Source organism: Streptacidiphilus jiangxiensis, from assembly GCF_900109465.1.
GTDB lineage: Bacteria > Actinomycetota > Actinomycetes > Streptomycetales > Streptomycetaceae > Streptacidiphilus > Streptacidiphilus jiangxiensis.
The window spans coordinates 9,628-32,255 of the sequence record NZ_FOAZ01000016.1; the positions used below are offsets into that span (position 1 = coordinate 9,628).

A 22,628-nucleotide genomic window follows, 5' to 3' on the forward strand; every position below is an offset into this window, starting at 1 on the left:
CTCGGCGTCTGTCTCGGCCTGGGCCTCCGCCTGAGCGTCTGCCTCGGCCCCGGCCTCCGGCTTGGCCTGGGCCTCCGGCTGGTCCTCGGCGTCTGCCTCGGGCTGGGCTTGCGCCGGAGCCTCTGCCTCTGGCTGCGCCTCAGCCTCCGGCTTGGCTTGGGCCTCTGCCTCCGCTTCAGCGTTTGCCTCCGGCTCGGCCTCCGCCTGGGCCTTCGGCTGGTTCTCGGCGTCTGTCTCGGCCTGGGCCTCCGCCTGAGCGTCTGCCTCCGGCTTGGCCTGGGCCTTCGGCAGGTCCTCGGCATCTGCCTCGGGCTCGGCTTTCGCCGGGGCCTCTGCGTTTGGCTGTGCCTCTGCCTCCGGCTGGGCCTTGGCCTGGGCCTCCGCCTGGGCGTCTGCCTCCGGCTTGGCCTGGGCCTGGGCCTGGGCCTGGGCCTCCGCCTCAGCGTCTGCCTGGGCCTCTGCCTGGGCCTCCGCCTGGGCCTCCGCCTCAGCGTCTGCCTCGGCCTCCGCCGGGGCCTCCGCCTCCGGCTTGGCCTGGGCCTGCGGCAGGCTCTCGGCATCTGCCTCGGGCTCGGCTTTCGCCGGGGCCTCTGCCTTTGGCTGCGCCTCTGCCTCCGGCTTGGCCTGGGCCTGCGGCAGGCTCTCGGCATCTGTCTTGGGCTCGGCCTCCGCCTGCGGCAGTGCCTCGGCCTGGGCCGCCTCCGGTGGTGCTTCGGTGGGTGCCTCCGGTGGGGCGGTGGGCCGGGCCGTCGGGGTGGGCTCCGTGTCGCCGCCGTCGGCGTCCCGCGGGGTGCCCGCGTCCGCGTTCTGCGCCTGCTGCGCGGGATCGGGGGTGGCCGGAGTGGAGTCCGGGCGCGGGTGCTGATGCTCGTCGGTCGACGCGGGCACGACTGACCTCAGTCCTCAAGGAGCCGAAGGAATGGGGAACGCGGGGCCGGGCCCCGGGGGTGGACTGTACAAGGTCCGCCCCGGTCCGTGCCGACACTGGTCGGCCTATGGTGCGGGGGCGAAGCCGAGCGGGTTGTCAGGGAGGCCGTTCATGGCGGCGAGCATGGCGTCGTGCCAGATGGGGCCGGAGGTCAGGTAGCCGTAGGCGGGGTCGTAGCTGTGGCCGCCGATGTCCACTCCGTTGAGGGTCCGCGTCGGGTGGTTGGGGTCGGTGACGACGGTCGCGTCGGACAGCTCCGAGGTGTAGCCGGCGAACCAGGCCTGGGCCTCGCTGTTGGTGGTGCCGGTCTTGCCCGCGTCGGAGTACGGGATCGCGATCGTCGCGCCGGTGCCCTGGTCGGAGACGACCGAGTGCAGCAGGGTGTTGACCTGTTGGGCCACGGACGGCGAGAGCACCTGGTGGCAGCCGGCGGACGGCACCGGCAGGCTCTTGCCGGCGGCGTCCACCACGGACGTGAGGGCGGTGGGGCTGCAGTACGTGCCGTTGTCCGCGAAGGCGGCGTACGCGTCCGCGATCTGCAGCGGGGTGAGGTCGTTGACGCCGAGGGTCAGCGACTGTGCCTGGGAGAGCGGCGTCAGCGCAGTGCCGGAGGAGTCGACCATGCCCTGGTCGCCGAGGCCGAGGCTCTGCGCCATGTGGACGACGTTGCACAGGCCGGCCTGTTGCTCCAGCGGCACGAAGTAGGTGTTGACGGAGGCGGCCATGGCCTGGACCATGTTGATCTTCCCGTACGGCTTCGTGGTGTCGTTCTGGTCGCCGGGGACGGCGGGGTGGACCACGCCGTTGCAGTCGGTCATCGCCGGGTAGTCCGCGGAGGCGGGGGAGTCGATCTGGTAGCCGAGGGGGTAGCCCTCGGACAGGGCGGTGGCCGCGGTGACCGCCTTGAAGACCGAGCCGGTCTGGAAGCCCTCGCCGCCGCCCTGCAGGCCGTTCACGTTGTAGTTGATCTCGGTCTGGTGGGTGCCGGTGCCGAACGGGCGGCTCTGGGCCATGGCGAGGATCTGGCCGGTGCCGGGCTGGACCATGCTGGAGACCGCGACCGCGCTGTCCCTCGCGGAGATGTGGGCCTGCATGGCCTGCTCCTCGGCGGCCTGGTCCTTCGGGCTGAGGGTGGTGTGGATCCGCAGCCCGCCCTGGTCGAAGAGGGCCTGGCGGGCCTGGGCCGTGGCCCCGAACGCGGGGTCGTCCAGCAGCACGTGCTCGACGTAGTTGCAGAAGAACTCGTCGCCCGCCTTGGCGGCGATGCAGCCGGTCTTCGGCACGGTGATCCTCAGCCCGAGCGAGGTGGCCTTGGCCTGGGCGGCCTGGGCCTTGCTGATGGTGCCGTAGGTGGCCATGGCGTCCAGGACCTCGTTGCGGCGGGTGAGCGCCGCGGCGGGGTTGTGCACCGGGTCGTAGGCCGAGGGTGACTGGACCAGCCCCGCGAGCAGTGCGGCCTGCGGGAGGGTCAGTTGGCTCGCGTGCACGCTGAAGTACAGCTGTGCGGCGGCCTCGACGCCGTAGGCGCCGCCACCGAAGTAGGTGATGTTCAGGTAGTTGTCGAGGATCTGCTGCTTGCTGAGCCTCTGCTCCAGCGCGATCGCGTACTTCAGCTCCTGGATCTTGCGGCCCAGAGTCTGCCGGGTCGCGTCGGCGACCCCGGACGAGCTGTCGCCGGCCTCCTCGATGAAGACGTTCTTCACGTACTGCTGGGTGAGCGTCGAGCCGCCCTGGGAGACGCCGCCGCTGGCACCGTCCCTGAGCAGCGCGCGCAGCGTGCCCTGCAGGTCGATCGCGCCGTGCTGGTAGAAGCGGTGGTCCTCGATGTCCACCAGGGCGTTCTGCATCACCGGGGCGATCTTGGAGATCGGCACCACGGTGCGGTCGCGGGAGTAGACGGTCGCGATCACGTCGTTGTCGGCGTCGTAGATCTTCGACGCCTGCGAGAGCGTCGGCACGACCAGGTCCCCGGGGAGGTTGTTGAAGTCGTCGGCCGCGGCCTTGGCGCCCAGCCCCAGCCCGCCGACGGCGGGCAGTGCGACGGCGGCGAGGACCGCACCCGCCACGGTACTGACGCCCAGCAGGCGCGCGCCGAGCAGGAGCTGCCGCCCGGGGCGTCGGGGGGTGTGCGGGGGAACGACGGAGGGTATGTCAGAGCGCTTCGGAGCCACGGAACAATGCTACGTACCAAGATCGATGAGTCTGGCCGTTCGGCGTCACAGGTCTGCGACAAACCGCTGTGAACCAGCCGGGACCGGGGTCCATGCAAGCTGGGAGAGCCAAGGCCCCATGTCCCTGTGGGCCGAGCACCGGCCGGATCGGACCCGCGCCGCCCAAGATCGGGATGCCGTGGACGGCATCCCGACCGAGGATGGTCACAGACCCGACCCCCGGAGGTTCTCCATGTCCACGCCGTCCACGCCGGCCTACGGACCCGTCGAATACGCCGTGATCGCCTTCCCCGGCAACCGGTTCACCGGCGAGATCGCGACCGAGCTGACCAAGCTGACCAGCCAGGGCATCGTGCGGGTCATCGACATCACCTTCATCAAGCGCGACGCCGACGGCGCGACCGAGATCGTCGAGCTCGAGGACCTCGACGACTTCGAGTCCGGGCCGTTCGCCGACGTCGACGGCGAGGTCACCGGCCTGCTCAGTCAGGAGGACCTCGAACAGGTCGCCGAGGAGATCCCCCCGAACAGCTCCGCCGCGATCATCGTCTGGGAGGACGTCTGGGCCACTGCCCTCTCCCAGGCGCTCCGCCGCGCCGACGGGATCCTCGTCGCCCACGAACGCATCCCCGCCGCCGTCGTCGAGCAGAGCGTGGCAGCCGCCCGCGCCGCCTGACCTCCCGACCGCACCTCGACACCCTTCGGAGGACACCATGCTCGGACGTCGCGTCGCCCGCGCCGGCCGGCCCGGCCTGCTCGGTACCGCCGCCCGCACCGCCGTCGTCGCCGGCACCGCCACGGCCGTCAGCGGCCGCGTCGCCAACCGCCAGCAGCAACGCGCCGAAGCCGCGGCCCCGCCGGCCGCCCCGGCTCCGGCCCCCGCTCCCGCCGAGCCGCAGCCCCAGGCGGCACCGGCTCCCGCCCCGGCCGCGGCGGCCCCGGCGGGGGACTCGATCCCGGAGCAGATCGAGCGCCTCGCGGCCCTCCAGGCGCAGGGCGTCATCACCCCCGAGGAGTTCGCCGCCGGCAAGCGGCGCCTGCTCGGCATGTAGCCGGGAACGAGCGGGCGTCCGCGGGCACGGCCACCGCCGCCGGGGACGTCAGCGCCGACGGCGGCCGGCGCGCCAACCTGGCCCCCTCCCGCGGCCGGAGGCGGCGCCGGGTGGTGGTGGCGCAATCGTGACCGTGACGCGATCGCCCCGGCGGCCTTGGGTGCCCACACTCCTTCAGGAGGGGCGCACGCCGCCAGGAGGGGGCCGCATGGCGAAGAAGAGGTACCAGCCGCCGGCGCAGGTCTGGTCGGTCGATCCGTCACTTGTGCCACGCCGGGCTGCGGTCGGCCGCCCGCCGGGGGAGGCCGTGGTGGTGGGGGTCGTGCTCGCCGTGGTCCTCGGGCTCGCCAACCTCTACCTGCTCGAGTTCCAGGTGATCGGCACCCGGCACCTCGACGGGCGTCTCGAGGCCGCCACGCTGCTGCCCGTGCTCGGCGGGGCCCTCGTGACCGCGGCCTGGGGGATCATGCGGATCCGGCGACGGCGCTCACCGGCGCCGGCCTACGTCGTGGGAGCCCTGCTGGGCTGCCTGTCGGCGGTGCCCTGGTTCCTCGTCCGAGCCGGCTGAACGCTCACCGGCGGCCGGGGTCGGCCGGCCCTCCGGCTTGGCGCTCACGCAGGACGGCGACGCCTTCGCCCTCGAGCTCGTCGCAGGAGGGTGCCCGCCCGGCCATCGCCATGACCAGCGCCATCGTGGTGCCGGAGACAAGGGGGCCCTCGCCTGCGGCGAAGGGGCCGTCGGTCGCGGTCAGGCGCAGGCCGTCCGCCCGCTTCTTCGTGGCGACGGGCACGTCGGAGCCCTGGTAGTACTCCGCGAGGGTGGTCAGGGTGGCGATGTCGCGGTCCCGCCCGATGCCCAGCGGCTGACGGATGTCCTCCCCGTGCACGACGGCCTCCCCGAGCATGGCCAGGACCGGCACGGGGGCCTTGGTCGTGCTGGTGACCACGCGGCGGAAACGCGCGAGCGTGTCGGCCGGAGTGGAGCCGAGGTGCTCGGCCAGCCGCATCGCGTTCATCCGGTCGAAGTCGAAGCGGCAACGGATCACTCCGGCCATCCAGCGCACCGGCCCGAGGCTCGCCCCGGCCGTCAGGTGGGCCACCACCTCCCGGACGGTGAAGGCGTCGCACAACGACCGGGTCGCCCACTGTTGTTCGGTCAACCCGGCAAGGTCGGTGGCCAGCGCCTCACGCTCGGCGTGGATCAGAGCCCACGCGGCGGACGCGGACGGGCGTCCGGTCATGCCTGCGGCCCGTGGAAGTCGGCGTCGGCGACGTGCTCCAGCCAGGTGACGTTCGCGGCGGGGTCGTCACCGGCCTCCATCAGGGCGATGTGCTCCATGAAGCAGCCGTCCGCCGCCGCATGCCAGTGCTCGACACCGGGCGGTGTGTAGAGGGTCTGCCCGGGGCGGACCTCCACCACCGTGCCGTCCCGGGTGCCGAACCACGCCACACCGTCGGTGACATGCAGGAACTGCCCGCGTGCATGCGAGTGCCACGCCGTGCGCGCGCCCGGCGCGAAGCGCACCTTGGCGACGGTGGCCCGCTGGTCCGTGCCCGGCTGCGGGACCGCCAGGAAGTCCGCCCAGACGTCACCGGTGAACAGCTCGGGTGGGTTCTTGCTGGTGGGAGGGAGGTTCAGGATGTACACAGTGCTGCCCTTCGCTCGCTCGCTTGCCTGCTCGCTCCACCCTGCCAGCGCAACCCCGGTCGCGCCCGCAACCGGCGCGCCGTGTCCGTCAGGCGCCGCCCGAGGGGCCCGTGGCTGTCAGTCCCGGAGTCTGGCAGAGCCCGGCCCATTCTGCGGTCACCCCGATCTGGTTGGCGTCCAGGTGCGACCAGCCGTGCCCCTCCAGCAGCCCGTCACAGGCCTTCAGGCCTGCGGCGAGGAGGACCGGGTCCGGCGTCGCCCCCCGGAGGAACCGCGGGAACCTCGTCGGGTGCTGCGCGGCGTAGTCGTGCAAGGAGTTCAGGTACAGGGTGACGCTGACCGGCGTCCCGGTGGGGCTCGGCTTGGCCTTCGCCGCAGCGGGCGCGCGCGTGGGCGCGGGGGACGTGGGGGACGGCGACGAAGCGCTGCAGCCTGTTGCGGCGGTGAGCGCGCACAGGGCGACGACGGCGACGGCGATGGTCGATCTCAGGTTCACGGCGGTTCACTGTACGGATCCGGCCGACTGCCTGGCGACCTGTTAAAAACCTGCCCTGATCTGCTGAATCACCGGTGAACGACCGTCGAACGCGGTCAGCCGTGGCCGTGGCGACGCCTTGCCACGTGCGCCGACCCGCTACCCGCTGTCCTCCCGCACGCGACGTGGGTGCGCACCGCCGAGCCCGCAGGCGTGGTCCGTTGGCGCCGACACCGTGGCCGGGACAGACTCGATCTCGACACCGGTACCGGACGGCTTCGAGGAGTGAGGGACGATGGCCGGCAGGGATCCCGTCGAGGTGACCAATCTCGACCGCTACGGCAATCCGCCGCTGCTGTGGAGTCGGGTCGACGAGGCCCTCGCGGCGGCGACCCCGAGTCCCTCGGTCACATGCTTCCTCGGGACGGTCCGGCCCGACGGCCGACCGAGTGCCGCAGGGGTCGGGGCGGTGTGGCTCAACGGCGATCTCTACTTCACCAGCAGCCCGAAGGCACGCAAGGCCCGCAACCTGGCGGAGAACCCGGCCTGCACGCTCTCGATGCGGCTGGAGGGCGTCGACGTCGTCGCCGAGGGCCAGGCCGCGCAGGTGACCGACGGGCCGACCCTCGAGGAGGTCGCGGCCGTCTACCGGGGAGCCGGATGGCCCGCGGAGGTCACGGGGGAGGCGTTCACCGCACCGTTCAACGCGCCGAGCGCCGGTCCCCCGCCGTGGCAGCTGTATCGGATGCGGGTCGGCACGGTCTTCGGGGTCGCCACCGTCGAACCCTACGGTGCGACCAGGTGGAGGTTCGAGGCAGGCGCGGAGCGTCGCGCGTAGCGCGGGGCAGCGGGGCAGCGGGGCCAGTCGGGTGGTGCCGTCGGCGGGGCTCGGCGGTGCGGAGGAAGGCGTGGAGATACTCGGCCGTATGCGTTTCGTGCCGGTGCTCCCCGCCGATCCCGCCGCGTCGCCCGGAGGCGGACCCGTCCTGCTCGTGGCCGAGGCGCTGGCCGGCGGGGTGGTCATGGTGGTCACCTACGCCGTGCTCCACTACGTGGGCCAGTCCGGGACGCTGAGCCGCGGTGCGTTGCTGCTGCTGGGCTGCGCGGCGCTGGCCCTGCTGGTGGGGCGGCGCCGGTACCCGCAGGCGGCCATGCTGGGGCAGGCGGCGCTGGTCGGCGTCATGCCCGCGGCGTCGATGCTCTGCGCCATGGTCTGCTACAGCTCCACCCGGCGCTGCGAGCGGCCCCGCCGTCGTGACCTGCTGCTGGGGGCGGCCGCGGTGCTGCCCGTGGTGGTGTGCCTGCTGCGGGTGGTGGTGTGGCAGGACGGCCGCTGGCAGTACGCGGTGCAGCTGGGCGTCGTGCTGGCGGCCGTCACCGTCCTGGTGCCCGGTCTCGTCGGCACCGCGGCCGGTCAGCAGGACCGGCTGGTGCGGGCGCTCCAGGAGCGGACCGCGGCGGCCGAGCAGGCGCGGCGCCTGGTGGAGAGCGAGTCGCGGATCCACGAGCGGTCCCGGATCGCCGCCGAGATGCACGACCTGGTGGGGCATCGGCTGAGCCTGATCGCGCTGCACGCCGGCGGGTTGGAGATGGCGCTGGACGCTCAGGCGCCGGAGCTGCGCGAGGAGGCCGCCCACGTGCGACGGGCCGGCCGGGACGCCATGGACGAGCTGCGCCAGGTGCTGGGTGTGCTGGGCCCGCTGGGACGCGACACCGGCACCGATGCGCTCACCGACGCCACCGGCACCCGGGCCGATGTGCTGGCCCTAGTGGAGGAGTCACGCGCGGCGGGGGTGCCGGTCGAGTACGCCTGGGAGGGGGAGGACCTGGACACGGTCCAGCCCAAGGTGCGCCGCGCCGTGAACCGGGTGGTGCGCGAGTCGCTCACCAACGTGCACCGCTATGCCGTCGGCGCGCCGGTGCAGGTGACGGTCCGCCACCTGCCCGGCCGGGTCGAGTTGCGGGTGCGCAACGGTGTGCCGCCCGCCAGGCCGGTCGCCGACTCCGGCCTGGGCACCGGACGCGGGCTGGCGGGGCTGCGCGAGCGGGTCGAACTGCTCGGGGGCGAGTTGGCGGCCGGTCCGACCGCGCGGGGCGGGTTCCAGGTCGAGGCGACCGTCCCGACCGACCCGGACCAGGGCGGCCGACCGGACGGGCCGGCGTGGCAGGCCGTCGTGCCGGAGGGCCTGCCGGCGGTCGAGGGCCCGGTGCGCCGACAGATGGCCGGCGTCGTGTCGGCGGTGCTCGGCCTGGCGGGCCTCGGCGCGATCCTGCTGCTCGGCCTGGCAGTGGTGCAGGAGGCCCACTACTACAACGACCCGACCGCGCCGCCGCCGGACTCGCTGCACCTGGGCATGTCGTTCAGTGCGGTGACGGCGCTGGTGGGCGGCAACAACGACGCGGTCAGCTCGGCGGCCGCAGGCCGGGAGCCGGAGCGGGCGGCGGGCACCACCCGGTGCATCTTCCCGTACACCTCCGCGACGTTGCAGGACCGGCTGGAGATCACCCGTTACTGTTTCGTCGGGAGCGTGCTGACCGATATCTCCCATTTCAGTACCCCCCTGGCCCATGACGCCGCCCGTTCCGTCCTGCCCTGAATCCGGGCCGACGAGCCGACCTCGGCCGACCCCGGCCGATCCGATCCGGGAGTTGCGATGACCGAGACCAGTGAGACCACCGCGCCGATCCGGGTGCTGCTGGCCGACGACGAACCGGCGGTCCGGGCCGGGGTCCGGCTGATCCTGCGTCACGCCGAGGGCATCGACGTGGTGGCCGAGGCAGCCAACGGCGCCGAGGCGCTGGAGCTGGCCGCGCGCCAGCCGGTGGACGTGGCGCTGGTCGACATCCGCATGCCGGTGCTGGACGGCCTGGCCACCATCGCCCCGCTGCGCGGGCTCGACCCGCGCCCGGTGGTGGTGATGCTGACGACCTTCGGGGACGAGGAGAACGTCACCCGCGCCCTGCAGTCCGGCGCGAGCGGCTTCCTGCTCAAGGACGACGGACCGCAGGAGCTCGTCAGCGCGGTCCGGGCGGCGGCCGCCGGGGACGCGGTGCTCTCACCCGGCGTCACCGGCGTCGTCGTCAAGCGGATGCTGGCCGGCGGGCTCCAGGACGGCGCGACCCCGAACGGCGCAACCCCGAACGGCGCGACTCCGAACGGGAACGGGCAGCCGACCGCGCGGCAGCGGGTGGAGGCGCTGACCGAGCACGAGCGCGAGGCGCTCTCGCTCCTGGGCCAGGGCATGCCCAACCTGGAGCTGAGCCTGCGCCTCGGACTGGGGCCGGACGCGGTCAAGCTGCTGGTCAGCGACATCCTCGACAAGACCGGCGCGGACACCCGGGTCCAGGCCGCCCTGGTGGCCGCCGAAGCCGGCCTGGTCCCCTGACCGCGTGCCGACCGCCCGGAGTCCTCGACCGTTCGGAGGAGCGACGGGCGTCTCCGGTCGCCGCCGGTTCGCACGATTCCTAGTGTGACGATCATGTCAGCCACCGAACGCACCACGGCCGAGCGCTACCCGGAACGGGTCACCTACGACCGCGACGCCGCCTACGCCGTCCTCGACGAGGCCCTCTCCGTGCACGTCGGCTTCACCACCGACCACGGCCCGGTGGTCATCCCCACGCTGCACATGCGCGAGGGCGACCAGCTGCTCCTGCACGGTTCCGCCTTCGGCCGCTTCATGACCACCGCCGCCGCGGGCGCGCCGCTGTGCGTCACGGCCACCCTCGTCGACGGCGTGATCCTCGGCCGCGCCTCCTCGCACCACTCGGCCGCCTACCGCTGCGTCATGATCTTCGGCAGGGCGCGCCCGATCGAGGACGAGCAGCAGCGCGCCGACGCGCTGGCCAAGGTCGTGGAGAGCGTCATCCCGGGCCGCCTCTCCGGCCCGAACTCCGCCCGCCGCCCGGACGTCGAGGAGGCGCACTACACCGCCGTGCTGACCCTGCCCATCGAGGAGTTCTCGATGAAGGTCCGCGCCGGCTTCGCCCGCGACGAACCCAAGGACGACCATGTGGAGGCCTGGGCCGGCTGGATCCCCCTCACCACCACCCCCGGCACCCCCGTCCCGGACACCATCACCGGCGAGCGCTTCCCGGCCCCGACCTACGACCCCACCGTCCACCGCTTCCGCCAGGACCGCTGACGTCCCCGGCAGTCAGCCCTGCGACACCCTCACGGCGTCCCGGGCGCGGCACAGCAACAGCTGTTTGGGTGAGCCGCTCGTGAACGGGGAGCGGTCGTAGTCACCGTAGCGCTGCACGACCTCGAGACCGGCCAGCCGGCACAGCGCCGACAGCTCCTGCGGGAAGAAGCAGCGCATGCTGACCTTCTTGGTGCGCACGCACGAGCCGTCGCGCAGGTAGTCCAGGGTGAAGTGCAGCACCTGGGTGGCGGCGTCGTAGCCGGTCGCCGCCCGCACGTCGAGTCTCCTCCCGTCCCGGTCCACGACCGACTTGTGGTGGTAGGGCTCGTCGGGGAGTCGGGACAGCTTGGCGGGGTTCGGGTTGAACACGTCCAGGATCAGCGTGCCGCCCGGTCGCAGCACGTCGCGCGCCGAGGTGAGGAAGGCGAGCACGGAGTCCACGTCGTGCAGGTGCTGCATGGCGTTGGTGGCCGAGAACACCAGGGCGAAGCGCTGGTCGGTGCGGATGGCGCGGCAGTCCTGTTCCAGCCACTGGACCGTCAGCCGCTCGTCCTCGGCCCGCCGTCGGGCGCGCGCCAGCATCGAGGGCATCACGTCGAGGCCGGTGACCTCGACGCCCGCTCGCGCGATCGGCAGGGTGATGCGCCCGGTCCCGCAGGCCACCTCCAGGACCGGCCCGTCCGCCCGGACCGCCTCGTCGAGGAAGTACGGGATGTCGTGGGTACGCCCGGCGAACTCCTGGTCGTAGAAGTCCGCGTCGTCGTAGACCGCCAGGTCCTGCAGTGGCTGCAGCGCGTTCATCGGCTGCAGCGGCTCCATCGGCTTCATCGCACGACCGCCGGCGTCGGGCCGAAGGCGTCGGCCAGGCTGGTCAGGACGGAGCCGGACCAGTTGCTCTCGCCGAACACGCCGACCGGCAGGGCGAGCACGCCGTGCTCGCGCAGGAGTGTCTGCGCCGGGAGGGCCACTGGGAAGAAGTAGTTGCCGGGGCTCGTCCGGCTCGCGGCGGGAACCGCCGCGAGGACCTGAGCCGGAAGCCGCTCGAACAACCGCTCCGCCCGTGCCGCCAGCTCGGCGGCGACCTGCTGCGGCGCGTCGGCGTGCTCGCTCAGCAGCCGCTCGGCCAGCCGCAGTTGCTCCGGCGAGGGCGGATCGGCCCGGAACGCCTCGGCAAGCTCGGACTGTTCCGGCCCCAGCAGGGCCACACCGAAGCTGCGCGGCCACAGCCAGCCCTTGGTGACCGAGTGCAGCAGCACCGCACGGCCGGTCTCCAGCAGCCGCGTCGTCCCGGTGGCGAAGGGCGCGCCGAGATCGTAGACGCAGTCCAGCAGCAGGTGACGGCGGGGCGACTGCTGCAACCACGCGATCACCGCGTCGCACTCGGCGTCGGACAGGTAGCGGCCCAGCGGCTTGCTGGGGTTGGCGAGCAGCAGGTACTCGGGCCGGTCGTCCGCCGGCGCGACGGGCAGGACCGGCGCGGGAAGCGTCGGGTAGGACGCGGGCGTCAGGCCCGCCGCGCGGGCCAGTTCGAAGTAGACCGGGTACACGTCGCCGGGCAGCCACAACCGCGCCTGCTCGGTGCCCAGCCAGCGGAACACCACGTCGAGGCCGTGACGGACACCCCGGGTGACCATCGCCCGCCGGGACCATTCCTGCGGCAGCTCGTAGCGCCGCAGCCAGGCACGTGCCAGATCGCACCGGTACACCACCGAGTCCGCCTCCGCCGGCGGTTCCGGGCGCAGCGCCGCCAGCGCCCGGTAGACGTTGGTCTCGGCGGCGTCCATCAGCGACGCGGAGGCCGCGAGCTGACGCTGCCGGAACTCCTGGAACTCCTCGAACCTCATACCGCAGCGCCTTCCGCGACGATCTCGCTGGCCCGGTCCTCCAGGGACGCGTAGCAGCGTCCGTCGGCCATGACGTTCCAGCTGCGGGCGATCCCGTTGCTGCGCTCCCAGAGCAGGCTGGGCTCGGTGTAGGCGGCGATCCGCATCGGCCTGCCGTCCCAGGTGCCGTCGTAGACCGGGGCGCCCCACGGCAGGCGGCCGGCCACCTCGAACCCGTGCTGCTCGGCGAACCCGGTGACCACGGACAGCGACACCTGGTGCTCCCGGCTCCAGAGGTTGGCGTTGCGGTCGAAGTAGAGCGACTCGGTGCTGGTGGAGACGTAGAGCTCCTTGAAGCAGACCTCCTCGACCCCGAGTGCCGCCGCCCACGAGAGGTAGGCGGCGACGCCGGCCGCGTCGGCCACGCCGCCGTGCTGGAGCACGCAGATGAGCCGCAGCCGCAGGCCCGGCCAGCGGTCGCGTTCCTCGCGCCAGGTGTCGATCACGGAGCTCACCGGCGTGCGGAGCATCATCAGCTTCTCGCTGGCGTCGTCGTCCTGGTGGTGCCGGGAGACGGCCAGCACGCTCAGGCCGGCGGAGCTCAGGGCCGCCAGTCGCTCCGCCCGGTCGGCGTGCTCGCCCTTCGCCAGGGTGTGCGCGTTGGTGATCAGGACGACCTTCGGGAAGGCCTCGGCGCAGGCGGACACCAGTCGCAGCTGCTGCTCGAACGGTATGAGCGTGGGCTCCCCGCCCCCGGTGATCACCGCGCGTTCGGCGCCCGCCTCACGGGCGCGCTCGAGCCAGCGACCGACCGCCGCCCACGGGACCGGGGCCGGCGGCTGGTCGGTGGAGATGGAGGCGGCGGAGAAGCAGAACGAACACCGCGCCTGACAGGCGGAGGCGACCGGTAGGACCGAGACCGAGCGCGGCCGGATGTCGGCGTAGCGGCGCAGGGCCGACTCCTGCAGCTGCAGCGAGGCCGCCATCGCGTCCTCGACGGTCGTCGGGCGCAGCGTGAGCTCCTCGCCGGCCTGGTCGACCTCGTGGACCGCCGAGAGCCGGATGGCGGGCTCGCGCCATTCCATGCCGAGGCCGGTCCTCGCGTTGGGCACCAGCCGGCCGGGGTCCACCGCGGTCTCCAGCACCAGCAGTCGGTCGCCCGAAATGCCCAGCCGGTCCAGCAGGCCCTGTGCCTTGCCGACGCCGATCCCCAACTCCGCGCGGGTCAGCAGGTGGAACCGGTCGGGAAAGGTGCTCTCCGGGATGCCCGCCTTGCCGTAGGCGAACGCGTACTTGTCGAAGCCCCTCGCGAAGTTCGACAGCACGATGACGTGGAAGCGCTGGTCGGTGTCGGTCACCGGGTCATCATGCACCACCGCGTCTGCGGCCCCCGCCCCGCTCAGAGCGAGCGAGGCCGCAGTTGTTCGGCGACGGGGACGACCGGAGGCATCACGAAGTCGCGCCGCAGGTGGTTGCCGCCGTCCAGGACGAGCGTGTGCCCGGTCAGGAACCCGGCGAACGGCGAGCACAGGTAGGTCGCGGCCCAGCCGAGCTCGTGGGGCTGTCCGACCCGTCCGGCGGGCTGCCTGCGGGCGTCCGTCGCGTCCTGGTCCGGGTCCCGCTCGCGCAGGGCGCGCAGACTCGCGGGCAGGTCCTGGTGCGGGAAGAGCCCCGGTACCAGGCCGTTGACGCGGATGCCGTCCGGTGCCCACTCGACTGCGAGGGTCTTCGTCATGGCGTCCACACCGGCCTTGGCGGAGGCGCTGTGCACCATGCCGGGGCCGCCGGTGAACGCCTGCGCCGCCGAGATGTTGAGGATCGCCCCGGGGCGGGCTCCGCGGGCGACGTGACGACGGTGGAGCTCGCGGGAGCACAGGAAGCTGCCGGTGAGCACGACGTCCACCACCGCCCGCCAGCCGCCGGGGCTCAGCTCCGCGGCAAGGACGGGAAAGTTGGCTGCCGCGTTGTTGACCAGCACCGACACCGGCCCGAGGGCCGACTCGACCGCGTCGAACGCGGCGGCCACCTGCTCCGGATCACGCACGTCCGCCACGGCGCCGACCGCCACAGCGCGCTTCGGCCGTCCTGCGGGAGCGGCCTCGTCGACGGCCTGCTCGACAGCGGTGACCCCGGCCGCGTGGTGCGCGGGATCGCGGCTGACGATGCCGACACGGGCGCCGAGCCGGGCGAACTCCACCGCCATCGCACGGCCAAGGCCCGTGCCGCCGCCGGTGATCAGCACCGTGGTGCCGTCGTAGCTGCCCGCCGGGAGCATCGCGGTGCCCGGCGGCGGGGGAGGAGTGGCCACGGGCCCGTCACCGCCCCTCGAAGGTCGCGCGCTCGCGTCGGGCGGCGGCCGCGTAGCCGGAGGTCTTGTCGGTGGAGGCGAACAGCGCGGCGGCGGACAGCGCCTGGGTGCGCAGGCCGTCCGCGAGGGCCTGGTCGGTGTAGGCGTCGATGCTGCGCTTGACCGCCTGCACGGCGAGCGGGGCGTTGGCCGCGAGCTCCCGGGTCACCTCCAACGCAGCGCTGTGCAGTTGGTCGTTCGGCACCACCGACTGCACGGCCCCGATGCGCTCGGCGGTCGCGGCGTCGATCCGCCGTCCGGTGAGCGCCAGCAGCTTGGCCCACCCGGCGCCGACCTCCCTGGCCAGTCGCAGGTCCCCACCCGCGTCGACCGCCACGCCGAGCGTCACCTCCGGCAACGCGAACACCGCGTCCGCGGCGGCGACGCGGATGTCGCACATCAGCGCGAGCTCGAAGCCGAACCCGAGACAGTACCCCTGCACGGCGGCGACCACGGGCTGCGGCAGACCGGAGAAGGCCCGCAGCCGCTCGTGGACGTGGCGGATCCCCTCGTAGTAGTTCCGCACCAGCTCGGCATCGGAGCGTCCGGTGACGGGCGACCCGGGTGCTGCGGCGTCGATCCCGGCGCAGAACGCCCGACCGTTGGCCCGCAGCAGCACGGCCCGCACCTGCGGGTCGAACCGGATCTGGTCCGCCCGCGCGGCGAGCTGCCGGGTCGCCTCCCAGCTCCACCCGTTGAGTCTGTCGGGGGTGTCCAGCGTGAGCACGGCGACTCGGCCCTCGTCGGTGCGCTCCAGCCGGATGAACCACTCCTCCTCGGGCAGCAGCGGCGCAGTGGGGAACACGGCACTCCCTCCGGCCTGGACGGACGCCCAGGACGCCGTATTCTGACACTGCGTCAGCTAGAGCGCCAGCGCGGAATCAGTGCGCCTGGAGCCCGAGTTCGGCCAGGAGGCGGGTGACTCGGTCCTTGATCTCGTCGCGGATCGGCCGCACCGCGTCGACGCCCTGGCCGGCCGGGTCCTCCAGCTTCCAGTCGAGGTAGCGCTTGCCCGGGAAGATCGGGCAGGCGTCGCCGCAGCCCATCGTGATGACCACGTCGGAGGCCTGGACGGCCTCCGTGGTGAGAACCTTCGGGATCTCGGCGGAGATGTCGATGCCGACCTCCGTCATGGCCTCGACGACGGCGGGGTTGACCGCGTCGGCGGGCGCGGAGCCGGCCGAGCGGACCTCGACGCTCCCCTGGCCCAGGTGGGTCAGGAAGGCGGCGGCCATCTGGGAGCGTCCCGCGTTGTGCACGCAGACGAACAGGACGGACGGGCGGGACTGGCTCACAACTGGCTCACTTCCGGGCGGTTCGGTCAGGTCAGTGGCGGGAGGAGGCGAGCTCCTGCTCGCCGGGGGCGGCCGCCGTGGCGGCGCGGTGCCCGTCGCGGCGGCCGAACACCACGGTGACCAGGGCGAGGCCGACCGCTGCGCCGACGAGCTGCGCGACGATGAACCCCGGCGCGGACGCGGGGGCGATCCCGGCGAAGGTGTCGCTGAACATCCGGCCGACCGTCACGGCGGGGTTCGCGAAACTGGTGGACGAGGTGAACCAGTAGGCGGCCCCGATCCAGCCCGCGACGGCGAGCGGCGCGAAGCGCTCGCGGCCCGTCCGGCCGAGGCCGAAGATCAGCAGCACCAGGCCGGCCGTGGCCACGGCCTCGGCGAGCCACAGATGTCCGGCCGAGCGGTGGTGCGTCGACCAGGAAACCAGTGGCTTGGCGAACATGGCGTCGGCCAGCACGGCGCCGGCGATCGCCCCCGCCGTCTGCGCGAGCGAGTAGACGCCGACCTCGCGCAGGTCCGGGCCGGTGCCGTCGCGGCGGCCGTGCCACCAGGCGGCGAGTGACACGGCCGGGTTGAAGTGCGCGCCGGAGACAGGGCCGAGCAACGCGATCAGCACGGCCAGGCCGAAGACGGTCGCCAGACAGTTCGCGAGCAGCTGGAGGCCCACGTCCGAGGTCAGGGCGGTGGCCTGGATCCCGGAACCGACCACGACCGCGACCAGCACGGCCGTCCCTGCGGCCTCGGCGACGGCCCGGCGGGCGAGCGGTGCGGCACTGGTCATCTCGCGCCTCCGGCGGCAGCGGTCGGGGCCTCGGCCGGCGCCTGGAGCAGGCTGGACAGTCTGGCCAGCGCGGGCGGCAGCACCCAGTAGTAGACCCAGGTCCCGCGGCGCTCGGAGTCGACCAGACCGGCCTCGCGCAGCACCTTCAGATGGTGGGAGATCGTCGGCTGGGAGACGTCGAACGGCCCGGTCAGGTCGCAGACACAGGCCTCGCCGCCCTCGAAGGAGGCGATCAGGGAGAGCAGGCGGAGCCGGATCGGGTCCGACAGCGCCTTGAACATCCTGGCCAGGTCGACGGCCGCGGCCTCGTCCAGCGGCTCGCGGACCATGGGCGAGCAGCAGACGTCCGCGTCCTGGCCGATGACCTCGAGGGCCGGAAGCTCTGATTTCGACATGCGTCTATGTTGACATCCGTCGATACAGGAGAGCAAGCTCGGTCCTGCATAGATGCTCATCGAAACAGCCAGATCGTGCCAGTGGAGGTCCGCCATGTCCCGCGTCCAGCTCGCCCTCAACGTCGCCGACCTCGAGGCGTCGGTGGCGTTCTACTCCAGGCTCTTCGGCACCGAGCCCGCCAAGCGCCGCCCCGGCTACGCGAACTTCGCCATCGCCGAGCCCCCGCTCAAGCTCGTCCTCATCCAGGGCGAGCCGGGCCAGGAGACCCGCCTCGACCATCTCGGTGTCGAAGTCGCCTCCACCGAGGACGTCGCCGCCGCGACCACGCGCCTCAAGGACGCGGGCCTGGCCACCTTCGAGGAGAACGACACCTCCTGCTGCTACGCGCTCCAGGACAAGGTCTGGGTCCACGGCCCGGGCAAGGAGCCCTGGGAGGTCTACGTCGTCAAGGCCGACGCCGACCACCTCGGCAAGGCGCCGGTTCTGGTCGGCGACGCATGCTGCACCGCGCCGGTCTCCGCCGCCGAGCCGACCGAGGCCTCCGGTTGCGCCTGTGGCGGCTGACCGACCGCTCCGCAGCCCTCAGCGCAGCGCGGCGGCCACCGCCTCCAGTGCCGGCCCCGCGGACTCCTGGGTGAGAAAGAAGTGCCCGCCGGGGAAGGTGCGGCAGGTGAACGGACCGGTCGTGGCGGACGCCCAGCGTGAGAGGTCGTCGGGGGTGTGGCGGTCGTCGGCGCCGCCGAGGGCGGTGACCGGGCAGGCGAGCCGCCCGACGGGCGGGTCGGCGTGGTGGCTCTCGCACAGGGCGTAGTCGGCGCGGAAGATCGGCAGGAGGAGGTCGAGGAGTTCCGGCGTGGCGAGCACGTCCTCCGCGGTTCCGCCCATCTCGCGCAGGTCCTCGACGAGTTCGGTGTCGCTCCACGCGTCGCGGCCGGTCACGGGTGGCGTGGAGCCGGGTCCGCCGGTGCCGCTGAGCAGGAGGTGCTCGGGCGCGCGTCCGCCGTGTTCGGCAGCGGTCAGGGCGACGCCGTGGGCGAGCAGCGCGCCCAGGCTGTGGCCGAACAGCGCGTAGGGGAGCGGCACGAGCGCGTCCCGGATCCCGGAGTGCACCGCGGTGACGGTGGCCCGGTAGTCCGTGAGCGCGGGTTCGTTGAACCGGCCTTCGCGGCCCGGCAGGTGGATGGCGAGGGCCTCGACGTCCCGTGGCAGTCCGGTCGCCCAGGTGCGGTAGAAGGACGGTCCCGCGCCGGCCGGCGGGAAGCAGAGCAGCCGAAGTCGGGGCGTCGCGCAGTGGTTCAGCGGGCGGAGCCAGGGGGTTGCGCCCGGCGCGTGGCGGGGCGGGACGCTCGTGTGCATGGTGCGGGTGGGAGCCTTCGGATCCGAGGGAGGGTGCCGTGGGCCCGGGACGGTGCTTCGGGCCCACGGCCGTGGGGTTCCGCTCAGGCCTCGGCCATGGCGGCGACGAGGCTGGCCGGGCGCATGTCGGTCCAGTTGGTCTCGACGTAGTCGACGCAGGCCTGACGGTTGTCGGGGCCGTGAGCGGTGGTCCAGCCGGCCGGGACGTCGATGAAGGCGGGCCAGAGCGAGTGCTGGTTCTCCTGGTTGACGAGCACGAGGTAGGTGCTGTCGGCGTCCTCGAAGGGATTGGCCATGGGGGGTTCCTTTCTGGATGGTGGTCAGGGCGGGAGTGTTCACCGGCCGACCAGGACAGACCATGATCGACAGCGACGAACAGAACAAGTCCCTGGCATGACCGCCAGGTGAACTTGTGTCAGAGCGGGAGGCTGGGGAGGCCAGGGAAGCCGGACAGTCCCGGGAGGTCGTAGCGTCGGCGGATGCTGCTGCCGTGGCGCCGGACGTCGGTGCCGTAGACGTGCAGCGAGACCGCGAGGTCGTCGCCGCCGTTGCGGACCAGGTGGATGTCGCCGGGCGGGGTCAGGTGGGTGACGGTGCCGGGCGGGTTGACCGTCGTCGCCACCGGCTTCAGCTCGGCCCGGCCGTCCGGGTGCCGGTCGAAGCGGTAGCTCGTCTCCTCCTCCGTCCCGCGGTAGGTGCCGACGACGCACCAGGTGGTGTGGTCGTGGACGGGGGTCGCCTGGCCGGGCAGCCAGACCAGGGCGACCAGCGAGAAGCGTCCCTGCGGGTCCACGTGCAGGACGTGCTGCCGGTAGTGCTCCGGGTCGGGCTGCAGGTGCTCGGCGGCGAGCAGGTCCGGGTGGCGCAGGAAACCTGCGAGGCGGCGGGCGACCCGCTCGGCGGTGCGGTCGGCGGGCTCGGTACCGGGGGCGGCGCGCACCGCCCGGGTGAGGACCTCGGCGAGCTCGACCGTCCGCGGCGACGCGCCGGGCGCGGTGGCGGGCAGGGGTACGTGACCCGGCGCGGGCCGGGTGGGCTGCGCGGGTTGCCGGGGTGAGGGGATGGAGACGAGGGACATGGGGGAACCGCTCCTCGGCGCTGGGGTGTCGGCTGAGGGGAATGGGCAGGGAAGACCGGGGTCCGTGGGGTCTACGGGCCGGTGAGGACAGCGGGCTGACGGGTGGTCGCCACGCTGTGGGTGAGTGCGGCGGCGATGTCGGCGACCCACCGCGGGTCGTGGGCGGCCTCGCGCGGGACGACGAGCGTCGGCGCGTTGGCCTCCAAGCGGTGCTCGCGGCGGTAGCGCGCCCGGCCGCCGCCGGTGATGTTGAGCAGGACGGTGGCGTCCGCGTCGACGCGTCCCTCGCGCAGGGCCGTGCGCAGGGCGGCCAGGGCGACGCCCGCGGGGGGTTCGATGTCGACGCCCTCCAGCTCGGCGAAGGCCTCCATGGCGGCGCGGGCGGTGGCGCTGTCCTCGGCCAGGACGTCGCCGCGGCTCTCGCGCAGGGCGGCGGCCAGCCCGCCCGCGGTGTCGTACGGGGGGCGGCGGTTGGTCAGCTCGGGGGCGAACGCCCGGTGGATCGCGTCGGGTTCGGGGTCGGCGCGCTCCCACGGCCGCACGCCGGTGTGCCAGGCGGTGTGGACGGGAGCGAAGCAGGAGTTCTGGGCGAGGACCAGGCGGGGGAGCGGCCCGGCCTGCTCGCCGCCGGTACATCGCAGCCGCAGCGCTGCCTCGTGGGCGGCGATGGCTCCGGCCCCGCTGCCGATGGCCTGGACGTAGACGTCGGGCAGCCGGCCGAGCTCCTCGTAGGCGGCGAGCACGACCGTGCCGAGGCCGTCGCGGCGGCCGACGTTGCGCGTGCCGCCCTCCGGGGTGAAGCCGGGCAGCGCCGCGATCGCGTCGGCGAGGGCGATCGCGTCCGCGTACTCGGCGTCGGCCACGGCGACCAGCCGGACCGACGGGCCGTAGGGGGTGCGCGAGCGCAACTGTCCGAGTGCGCTCTGCGGCACCACCACGACGACGGGCACGTCGTGGCGTGAGCACAGCTCGGCGAAGGCGACGGCGGTGTTCCCGGCCGAGGCGACGACCAGGGTGCCGGCGGCCTCGGGGAGCCTGCCGAGGACGGTGGCGGCCTCCAGCTCCTTGAACGAGCAGGTGGTGAGGTCGGCGCCCCACTCGGGGTGGTAGCCGTTGAAGGCGATCCACAGCTCGCGCAGGCCGAGCTCGGCGCCGAGCCGTGCGGCGCGACGGACGACGGTGCGTCCGGTGTCGGGCAGGCTCCGGCGCACGGGCAGCCACCGGTGGTAGCGGTAGACGCCCGTCGCCCGGTCGTCCGGGGTGAATCCACCTCGGGTGTACTCGGTTCGCAGCAGGGAGGCGCCGTGCGGGGCGGGACAGCCGAGTGCCGTCCCGTCGTCCTCGCGGCGGTCGCCGCATTCGCAGCAGACGAGCCGGTAGTGACCGGCGTCGGTCTGTGGCAGTCGGTCAGCGGGCATGGTTACCAGTCACCTTGGGATCAGGGTGCTTCACAGGAGGGGTGCGTCGCGGGTCCGGAGTGCGCGGACCCGGGCGTGGAGCGGCGTCGGTCGAGCAGGACGCGCGGCGGTCACGCACCGTGGCAGTTGTCAATCTAGCCTGTGCCATTCGGAGGAACCCCGTCCGAGGCGGTCCAATGCATGAAGATCATCTGAACGGAAGATCAATTTCCACTGTCACGGGCCGTGGTGGAAGGGTCGTTAACCAGGTCAAATGGCAAGGCCTGCATGGGATTTGGCCGAGCCGACAGCCCCTGGCGGGCAAGTGTCGCTGTTCGGCCAAGGCCGCTAGTGTCCGGATCACTGACGTCCCACCGAAGCAAGCAGAGGAACTGATCATGGGTCCTCGACCCGTCGCCGGCCCTGCCGACGGCATCGAAGCCGACTACGCAGAGTTGCTGGTCGGCGATCTCCACGCGTCCCTCGCCTCGCCCGTGAGCGAGTCGATGAACTTCCTCAACGAGATCGCGCTGCGCTACCCCGACGCGGTCTCCCTCGCCGCCGGGCGGCCGTACGAGGGCTACTTCGACCTCGACGACCTCCCGCGCTACCTGTCGCTGTACCGGCGGCACCTGGCCGAGCGCCTCGGCGGCGACGAGGAGGGCGTGCGCCGCACCGTCCTGCAGTACGGCCGGACCAAGGGCGTCATCCACGAACTTGTCGCCGAGCACCTGCGCCTGGACGAGGGCATCCACGCGGACCCGCAGGACCTCGTCGTGACCGTCGGCTGCCAGGAGGCCCTCTACCTGACCCTGCGCGCCCTACGCCGGGACGAGCGCGACGTGCTGCTCGCCGTCGCGCCCAGCTACGTCGGCGTGCACGGAGCCGCAGGCCTGGTCGACATGACGCTGGTGCCGGTCCGTGGCACGGCCGACGGCATCGACCTCGACGACCTGGTGGCGCGCATCCGCGAGATCAGGGCGAGGGGCCTCAACCCCCGCGCCTGCTACGTGATCCCCGACTTCGCCAACCCCAGCGGCATCCGGATGAGCCTGGAGACGCGCCGGCGACTGCTGCGCATCGCCGCCGAGGAGGACGTGCTCCTCCTGGAGGACAACCCCTACGGGCTCTTCGGCGACCCGGACGGGCCGCCCACCCTCAAGGCCTTGGACACCGCCGCCCGCGTCGTCTACCTCGGCAGCTTCGCCAAGACCGGCCTGCCGGGCGCCCGCGTCGGCTACGTCCTGGCCGAACAGCGCGTCAGCGACGCTCACGGCAGCGCCGGCACGCTCGCGGACCAGCTGGCCAAGGTCAAGAGCATGCTCACGGTGAACACCTCGCCGATCGCCCAGGCGGTCATCGGCGGCAAGCTGCTGGCCCACGGCTGCAGCCTGCGCGAGGCCAACGTCCGCGAGATCGCCACCTACCGCGCCAACCTCACCCGGATGCTGGACGGCCTCGAGCGCCGCCTCGGCGACGTTCCCGGCGTCAGCTGGAACGCTCCCGAGGGCGGCTTCTTCCTGCTGCTCACCGTCCCCTTCCCGGCCGGCGACGACCTGCTGGAGCACTGCGCCTCGACCTACCAGGTGCTGTGGACCCCGGTGCACCACTTCTACGCCGACACCCGCCCCCGGAACGTCATGCGGCTCTCCTTCAGCCACCTGCGGCCCGAGGAGATCGAGACGGGACTGGACCGGCTGGCCCGGTTCGTCCGGGACCAGCAGCAGAACTGACGACGG

The 22,628-nt window shown here is 73.0% G+C and carries 25 protein-coding genes and 1 pseudogene; 9 read left to right on the forward strand and 17 right to left on the reverse strand.

The window, feature by feature from the left end:
• Nucleotides 1-888, reverse strand: a pseudogene (locus BMY61_RS46480) (iron-sulfur-binding reductase); the annotation flags it as partial.
• 105 nt (nucleotides 889-993) lie between these two features.
• A complete protein-coding gene (locus tag BMY61_RS27235) occupies nucleotides 994-3,099 on the reverse strand; it encodes a transglycosylase domain-containing protein (protein WP_052438685.1) in 2,106 nt (701 codons plus the stop codon).
• 232 nt (nucleotides 3,100-3,331) lie between these two features.
• Here BMY61_RS27235 and BMY61_RS27240 point away from each other — a divergent pair, with 232 nt between their 5' ends.
• The 3 genes from BMY61_RS27240 (at nucleotide 3,332) to BMY61_RS27250 (ending at nucleotide 4,719) form a co-directional block, all read left to right on the forward strand.
• Entirely contained in the window at nucleotides 3,332-3,775 is a 444-nt protein-coding gene (locus tag BMY61_RS27240; RefSeq protein ID WP_042447414.1) for a DUF6325 family protein, read from the forward strand.
• 37 nt (nucleotides 3,776-3,812) lie between these two features.
• On the forward strand, nucleotides 3,813-4,151 hold the full coding sequence (locus BMY61_RS27245) for an SHOCT domain-containing protein (RefSeq protein WP_075004085.1): 339 nt from the start codon (nucleotides 3,813-3,815) through the stop codon (nucleotides 4,149-4,151).
• Nucleotides 4,152-4,359: 208 nt separating this feature from the next.
• Nucleotides 4,360-4,719, forward strand: coding sequence for a hypothetical protein (locus BMY61_RS27250; RefSeq protein WP_042445068.1), 360 nt, complete (start codon nucleotides 4,360-4,362; stop codon nucleotides 4,717-4,719).
• 4 nt (nucleotides 4,720-4,723) lie between these two features.
• Here BMY61_RS27250 and BMY61_RS27255 read toward each other — a convergent pair whose 3' ends face one another.
• The 3 genes from BMY61_RS27255 to BMY61_RS45280 all read right to left on the reverse strand — a co-directional run bounded on the left by BMY61_RS27255 (nucleotide 4,724) and on the right by BMY61_RS45280 (nucleotide 6,295).
• Nucleotides 4,724-5,392, reverse strand: coding sequence for a maleylpyruvate isomerase family mycothiol-dependent enzyme (locus tag BMY61_RS27255; RefSeq protein ID WP_042445065.1), 669 nt, complete (start codon nucleotides 5,390-5,392; stop codon nucleotides 4,724-4,726).
• Nucleotides 5,389-5,799, reverse strand: coding sequence for a (R)-mandelonitrile lyase (locus BMY61_RS27260; protein ID WP_143094536.1), 411 nt, complete (start codon nucleotides 5,797-5,799; stop codon nucleotides 5,389-5,391). Before BMY61_RS27260 ends, BMY61_RS27255 begins: the two co-directional genes overlap by 4 nt.
• Nucleotides 5,800-5,887: 88 nt before the next feature.
• The gene (locus BMY61_RS45280) at nucleotides 5,888-6,295 is read right to left on the reverse strand and encodes a hypothetical protein (protein WP_143094537.1); all 408 of its coding nucleotides are present in this window, start codon (nucleotides 6,293-6,295) and stop codon (nucleotides 5,888-5,890) included.
• A 274-nt stretch (nucleotides 6,296-6,569) separates the two neighbouring features.
• Between BMY61_RS45280 and BMY61_RS27275 the strand changes: the two genes are divergently transcribed.
• From BMY61_RS27275 to BMY61_RS27290, 4 genes are all read left to right on the forward strand, one after another.
• Complete coding sequence (locus BMY61_RS27275; protein ID WP_042445057.1) at nucleotides 6,570-7,112, forward strand: pyridoxamine 5'-phosphate oxidase family protein; 543 nt, start codon at nucleotides 6,570-6,572, stop codon at nucleotides 7,110-7,112.
• An 88-nt stretch (nucleotides 7,113-7,200) separates the two neighbouring features.
• Entirely contained in the window at nucleotides 7,201-8,871 is a 1,671-nt protein-coding gene (locus tag BMY61_RS27280) for a sensor histidine kinase (protein WP_143094538.1), read from the forward strand.
• 57 nt (nucleotides 8,872-8,928) lie between these two features.
• Nucleotides 8,929-9,660 (forward strand): response regulator transcription factor, encoded by a 732-nt coding sequence (locus tag BMY61_RS27285; protein WP_042445055.1) that lies wholly within the window; start codon nucleotides 8,929-8,931, stop codon nucleotides 9,658-9,660.
• A 93-nt stretch (nucleotides 9,661-9,753) separates the two neighbouring features.
• On the forward strand, nucleotides 9,754-10,419 hold the full coding sequence (locus BMY61_RS27290; RefSeq protein WP_042445269.1) for a pyridoxamine 5'-phosphate oxidase family protein: 666 nt from the start codon (nucleotides 9,754-9,756) through the stop codon (nucleotides 10,417-10,419).
• Nucleotides 10,420-10,431: 12 nt separating this feature from the next.
• Here the strand turns inward: BMY61_RS27290 and BMY61_RS27295 are convergent, their stop codons facing one another.
• The 8 genes from BMY61_RS27295 to BMY61_RS27330 form a co-directional block, all read right to left on the reverse strand.
• Nucleotides 10,432-11,238: a class I SAM-dependent methyltransferase gene (locus BMY61_RS27295; RefSeq protein WP_042445052.1), complete on the reverse strand. Its 807-nt coding sequence runs from the start codon at nucleotides 11,236-11,238 to the stop codon at nucleotides 10,432-10,434.
• Nucleotides 11,239-11,243: 5 nt separating this feature from the next.
• Nucleotides 11,244-12,263: an aminotransferase class I/II-fold pyridoxal phosphate-dependent enzyme gene (locus BMY61_RS27300; RefSeq protein ID WP_042445048.1), complete on the reverse strand. Its 1,020-nt coding sequence runs from the start codon at nucleotides 12,261-12,263 to the stop codon at nucleotides 11,244-11,246.
• The gene (locus BMY61_RS27305) at nucleotides 12,260-13,600 is read right to left on the reverse strand and encodes a radical SAM family protein (protein WP_236655941.1); all 1,341 of its coding nucleotides are present in this window, start codon (nucleotides 13,598-13,600) and stop codon (nucleotides 12,260-12,262) included. The genes BMY61_RS27300 and BMY61_RS27305 overlap by 4 nt, the downstream gene beginning before the upstream one ends.
• Before the next feature lie 41 nt (nucleotides 13,601-13,641).
• A complete protein-coding gene (locus BMY61_RS27310; protein WP_143094539.1) occupies nucleotides 13,642-14,550 on the reverse strand; it encodes an SDR family oxidoreductase in 909 nt (302 codons plus the stop codon).
• Between the two features lie 7 nt (nucleotides 14,551-14,557).
• Nucleotides 14,558-15,394, reverse strand: coding sequence for an enoyl-CoA hydratase/isomerase family protein (locus tag BMY61_RS27315; RefSeq protein WP_042445046.1), 837 nt, complete (start codon nucleotides 15,392-15,394; stop codon nucleotides 14,558-14,560).
• Between the two features lie 76 nt (nucleotides 15,395-15,470).
• Entirely contained in the window at nucleotides 15,471-15,824 is a 354-nt protein-coding gene (locus BMY61_RS27320) for an arsenate reductase ArsC (protein ID WP_425314715.1), read from the reverse strand.
• A 91-nt stretch (nucleotides 15,825-15,915) separates the two neighbouring features.
• Nucleotides 15,916-16,662, reverse strand: a complete 747-nt coding sequence (locus BMY61_RS27325; protein WP_052438538.1) for an aquaporin — start codon at nucleotides 16,660-16,662, stop codon at nucleotides 15,916-15,918.
• Nucleotides 16,659-17,057 carry an ArsR/SmtB family transcription factor gene (locus tag BMY61_RS27330; protein ID WP_042445040.1) on the reverse strand — a complete coding sequence of 133 codons (399 nt, stop codon included), beginning with the start codon at nucleotides 17,055-17,057 and terminating at the stop codon, nucleotides 16,659-16,661. Before BMY61_RS27330 ends, BMY61_RS27325 begins: the two co-directional genes overlap by 4 nt.
• Before the next feature lie 94 nt (nucleotides 17,058-17,151).
• Here BMY61_RS27330 and BMY61_RS27335 point away from each other — a divergent pair, with 94 nt between their 5' ends.
• Nucleotides 17,152-17,622 (forward strand): ArsI/CadI family heavy metal resistance metalloenzyme, encoded by a 471-nt coding sequence (locus BMY61_RS27335; RefSeq protein ID WP_042445037.1) that lies wholly within the window; start codon nucleotides 17,152-17,154, stop codon nucleotides 17,620-17,622.
• An 18-nt stretch (nucleotides 17,623-17,640) separates the two neighbouring features.
• On the opposite strand, the gene BMY61_RS27340 is transcribed toward BMY61_RS27335, so the two are convergent.
• From BMY61_RS27340 to BMY61_RS27355, 4 genes are all read right to left on the reverse strand, one after another.
• Nucleotides 17,641-18,414, reverse strand: a complete 774-nt coding sequence (locus BMY61_RS27340; protein ID WP_063773215.1) for a thioesterase II family protein — start codon at nucleotides 18,412-18,414, stop codon at nucleotides 17,641-17,643.
• Nucleotides 18,415-18,497: 83 nt separating this feature from the next.
• The gene (locus BMY61_RS27345) at nucleotides 18,498-18,710 is read right to left on the reverse strand and encodes an MbtH family protein (RefSeq protein WP_042445034.1); all 213 of its coding nucleotides are present in this window, start codon (nucleotides 18,708-18,710) and stop codon (nucleotides 18,498-18,500) included.
• 119 nt (nucleotides 18,711-18,829) lie between these two features.
• On the reverse strand, nucleotides 18,830-19,492 hold the full coding sequence (locus BMY61_RS27350) for a cysteine dioxygenase family protein (protein ID WP_082014893.1): 663 nt from the start codon (nucleotides 19,490-19,492) through the stop codon (nucleotides 18,830-18,832).
• Between the two features lie 71 nt (nucleotides 19,493-19,563).
• Nucleotides 19,564-20,910: a cysteate synthase gene (locus BMY61_RS27355; protein WP_042445031.1), complete on the reverse strand. Its 1,347-nt coding sequence runs from the start codon at nucleotides 20,908-20,910 to the stop codon at nucleotides 19,564-19,566.
• A gap of 377 nt (nucleotides 20,911-21,287) precedes the next feature.
• On the opposite strand from BMY61_RS27355, the gene BMY61_RS27360 reads away from it, so the two are divergent.
• Nucleotides 21,288-22,622, forward strand: a complete 1,335-nt coding sequence (locus BMY61_RS27360; RefSeq protein ID WP_042445028.1) for an aminotransferase-like domain-containing protein — start codon at nucleotides 21,288-21,290, stop codon at nucleotides 22,620-22,622.
• Nucleotides 22,623-22,628 lie beyond the last annotated feature (6 nt).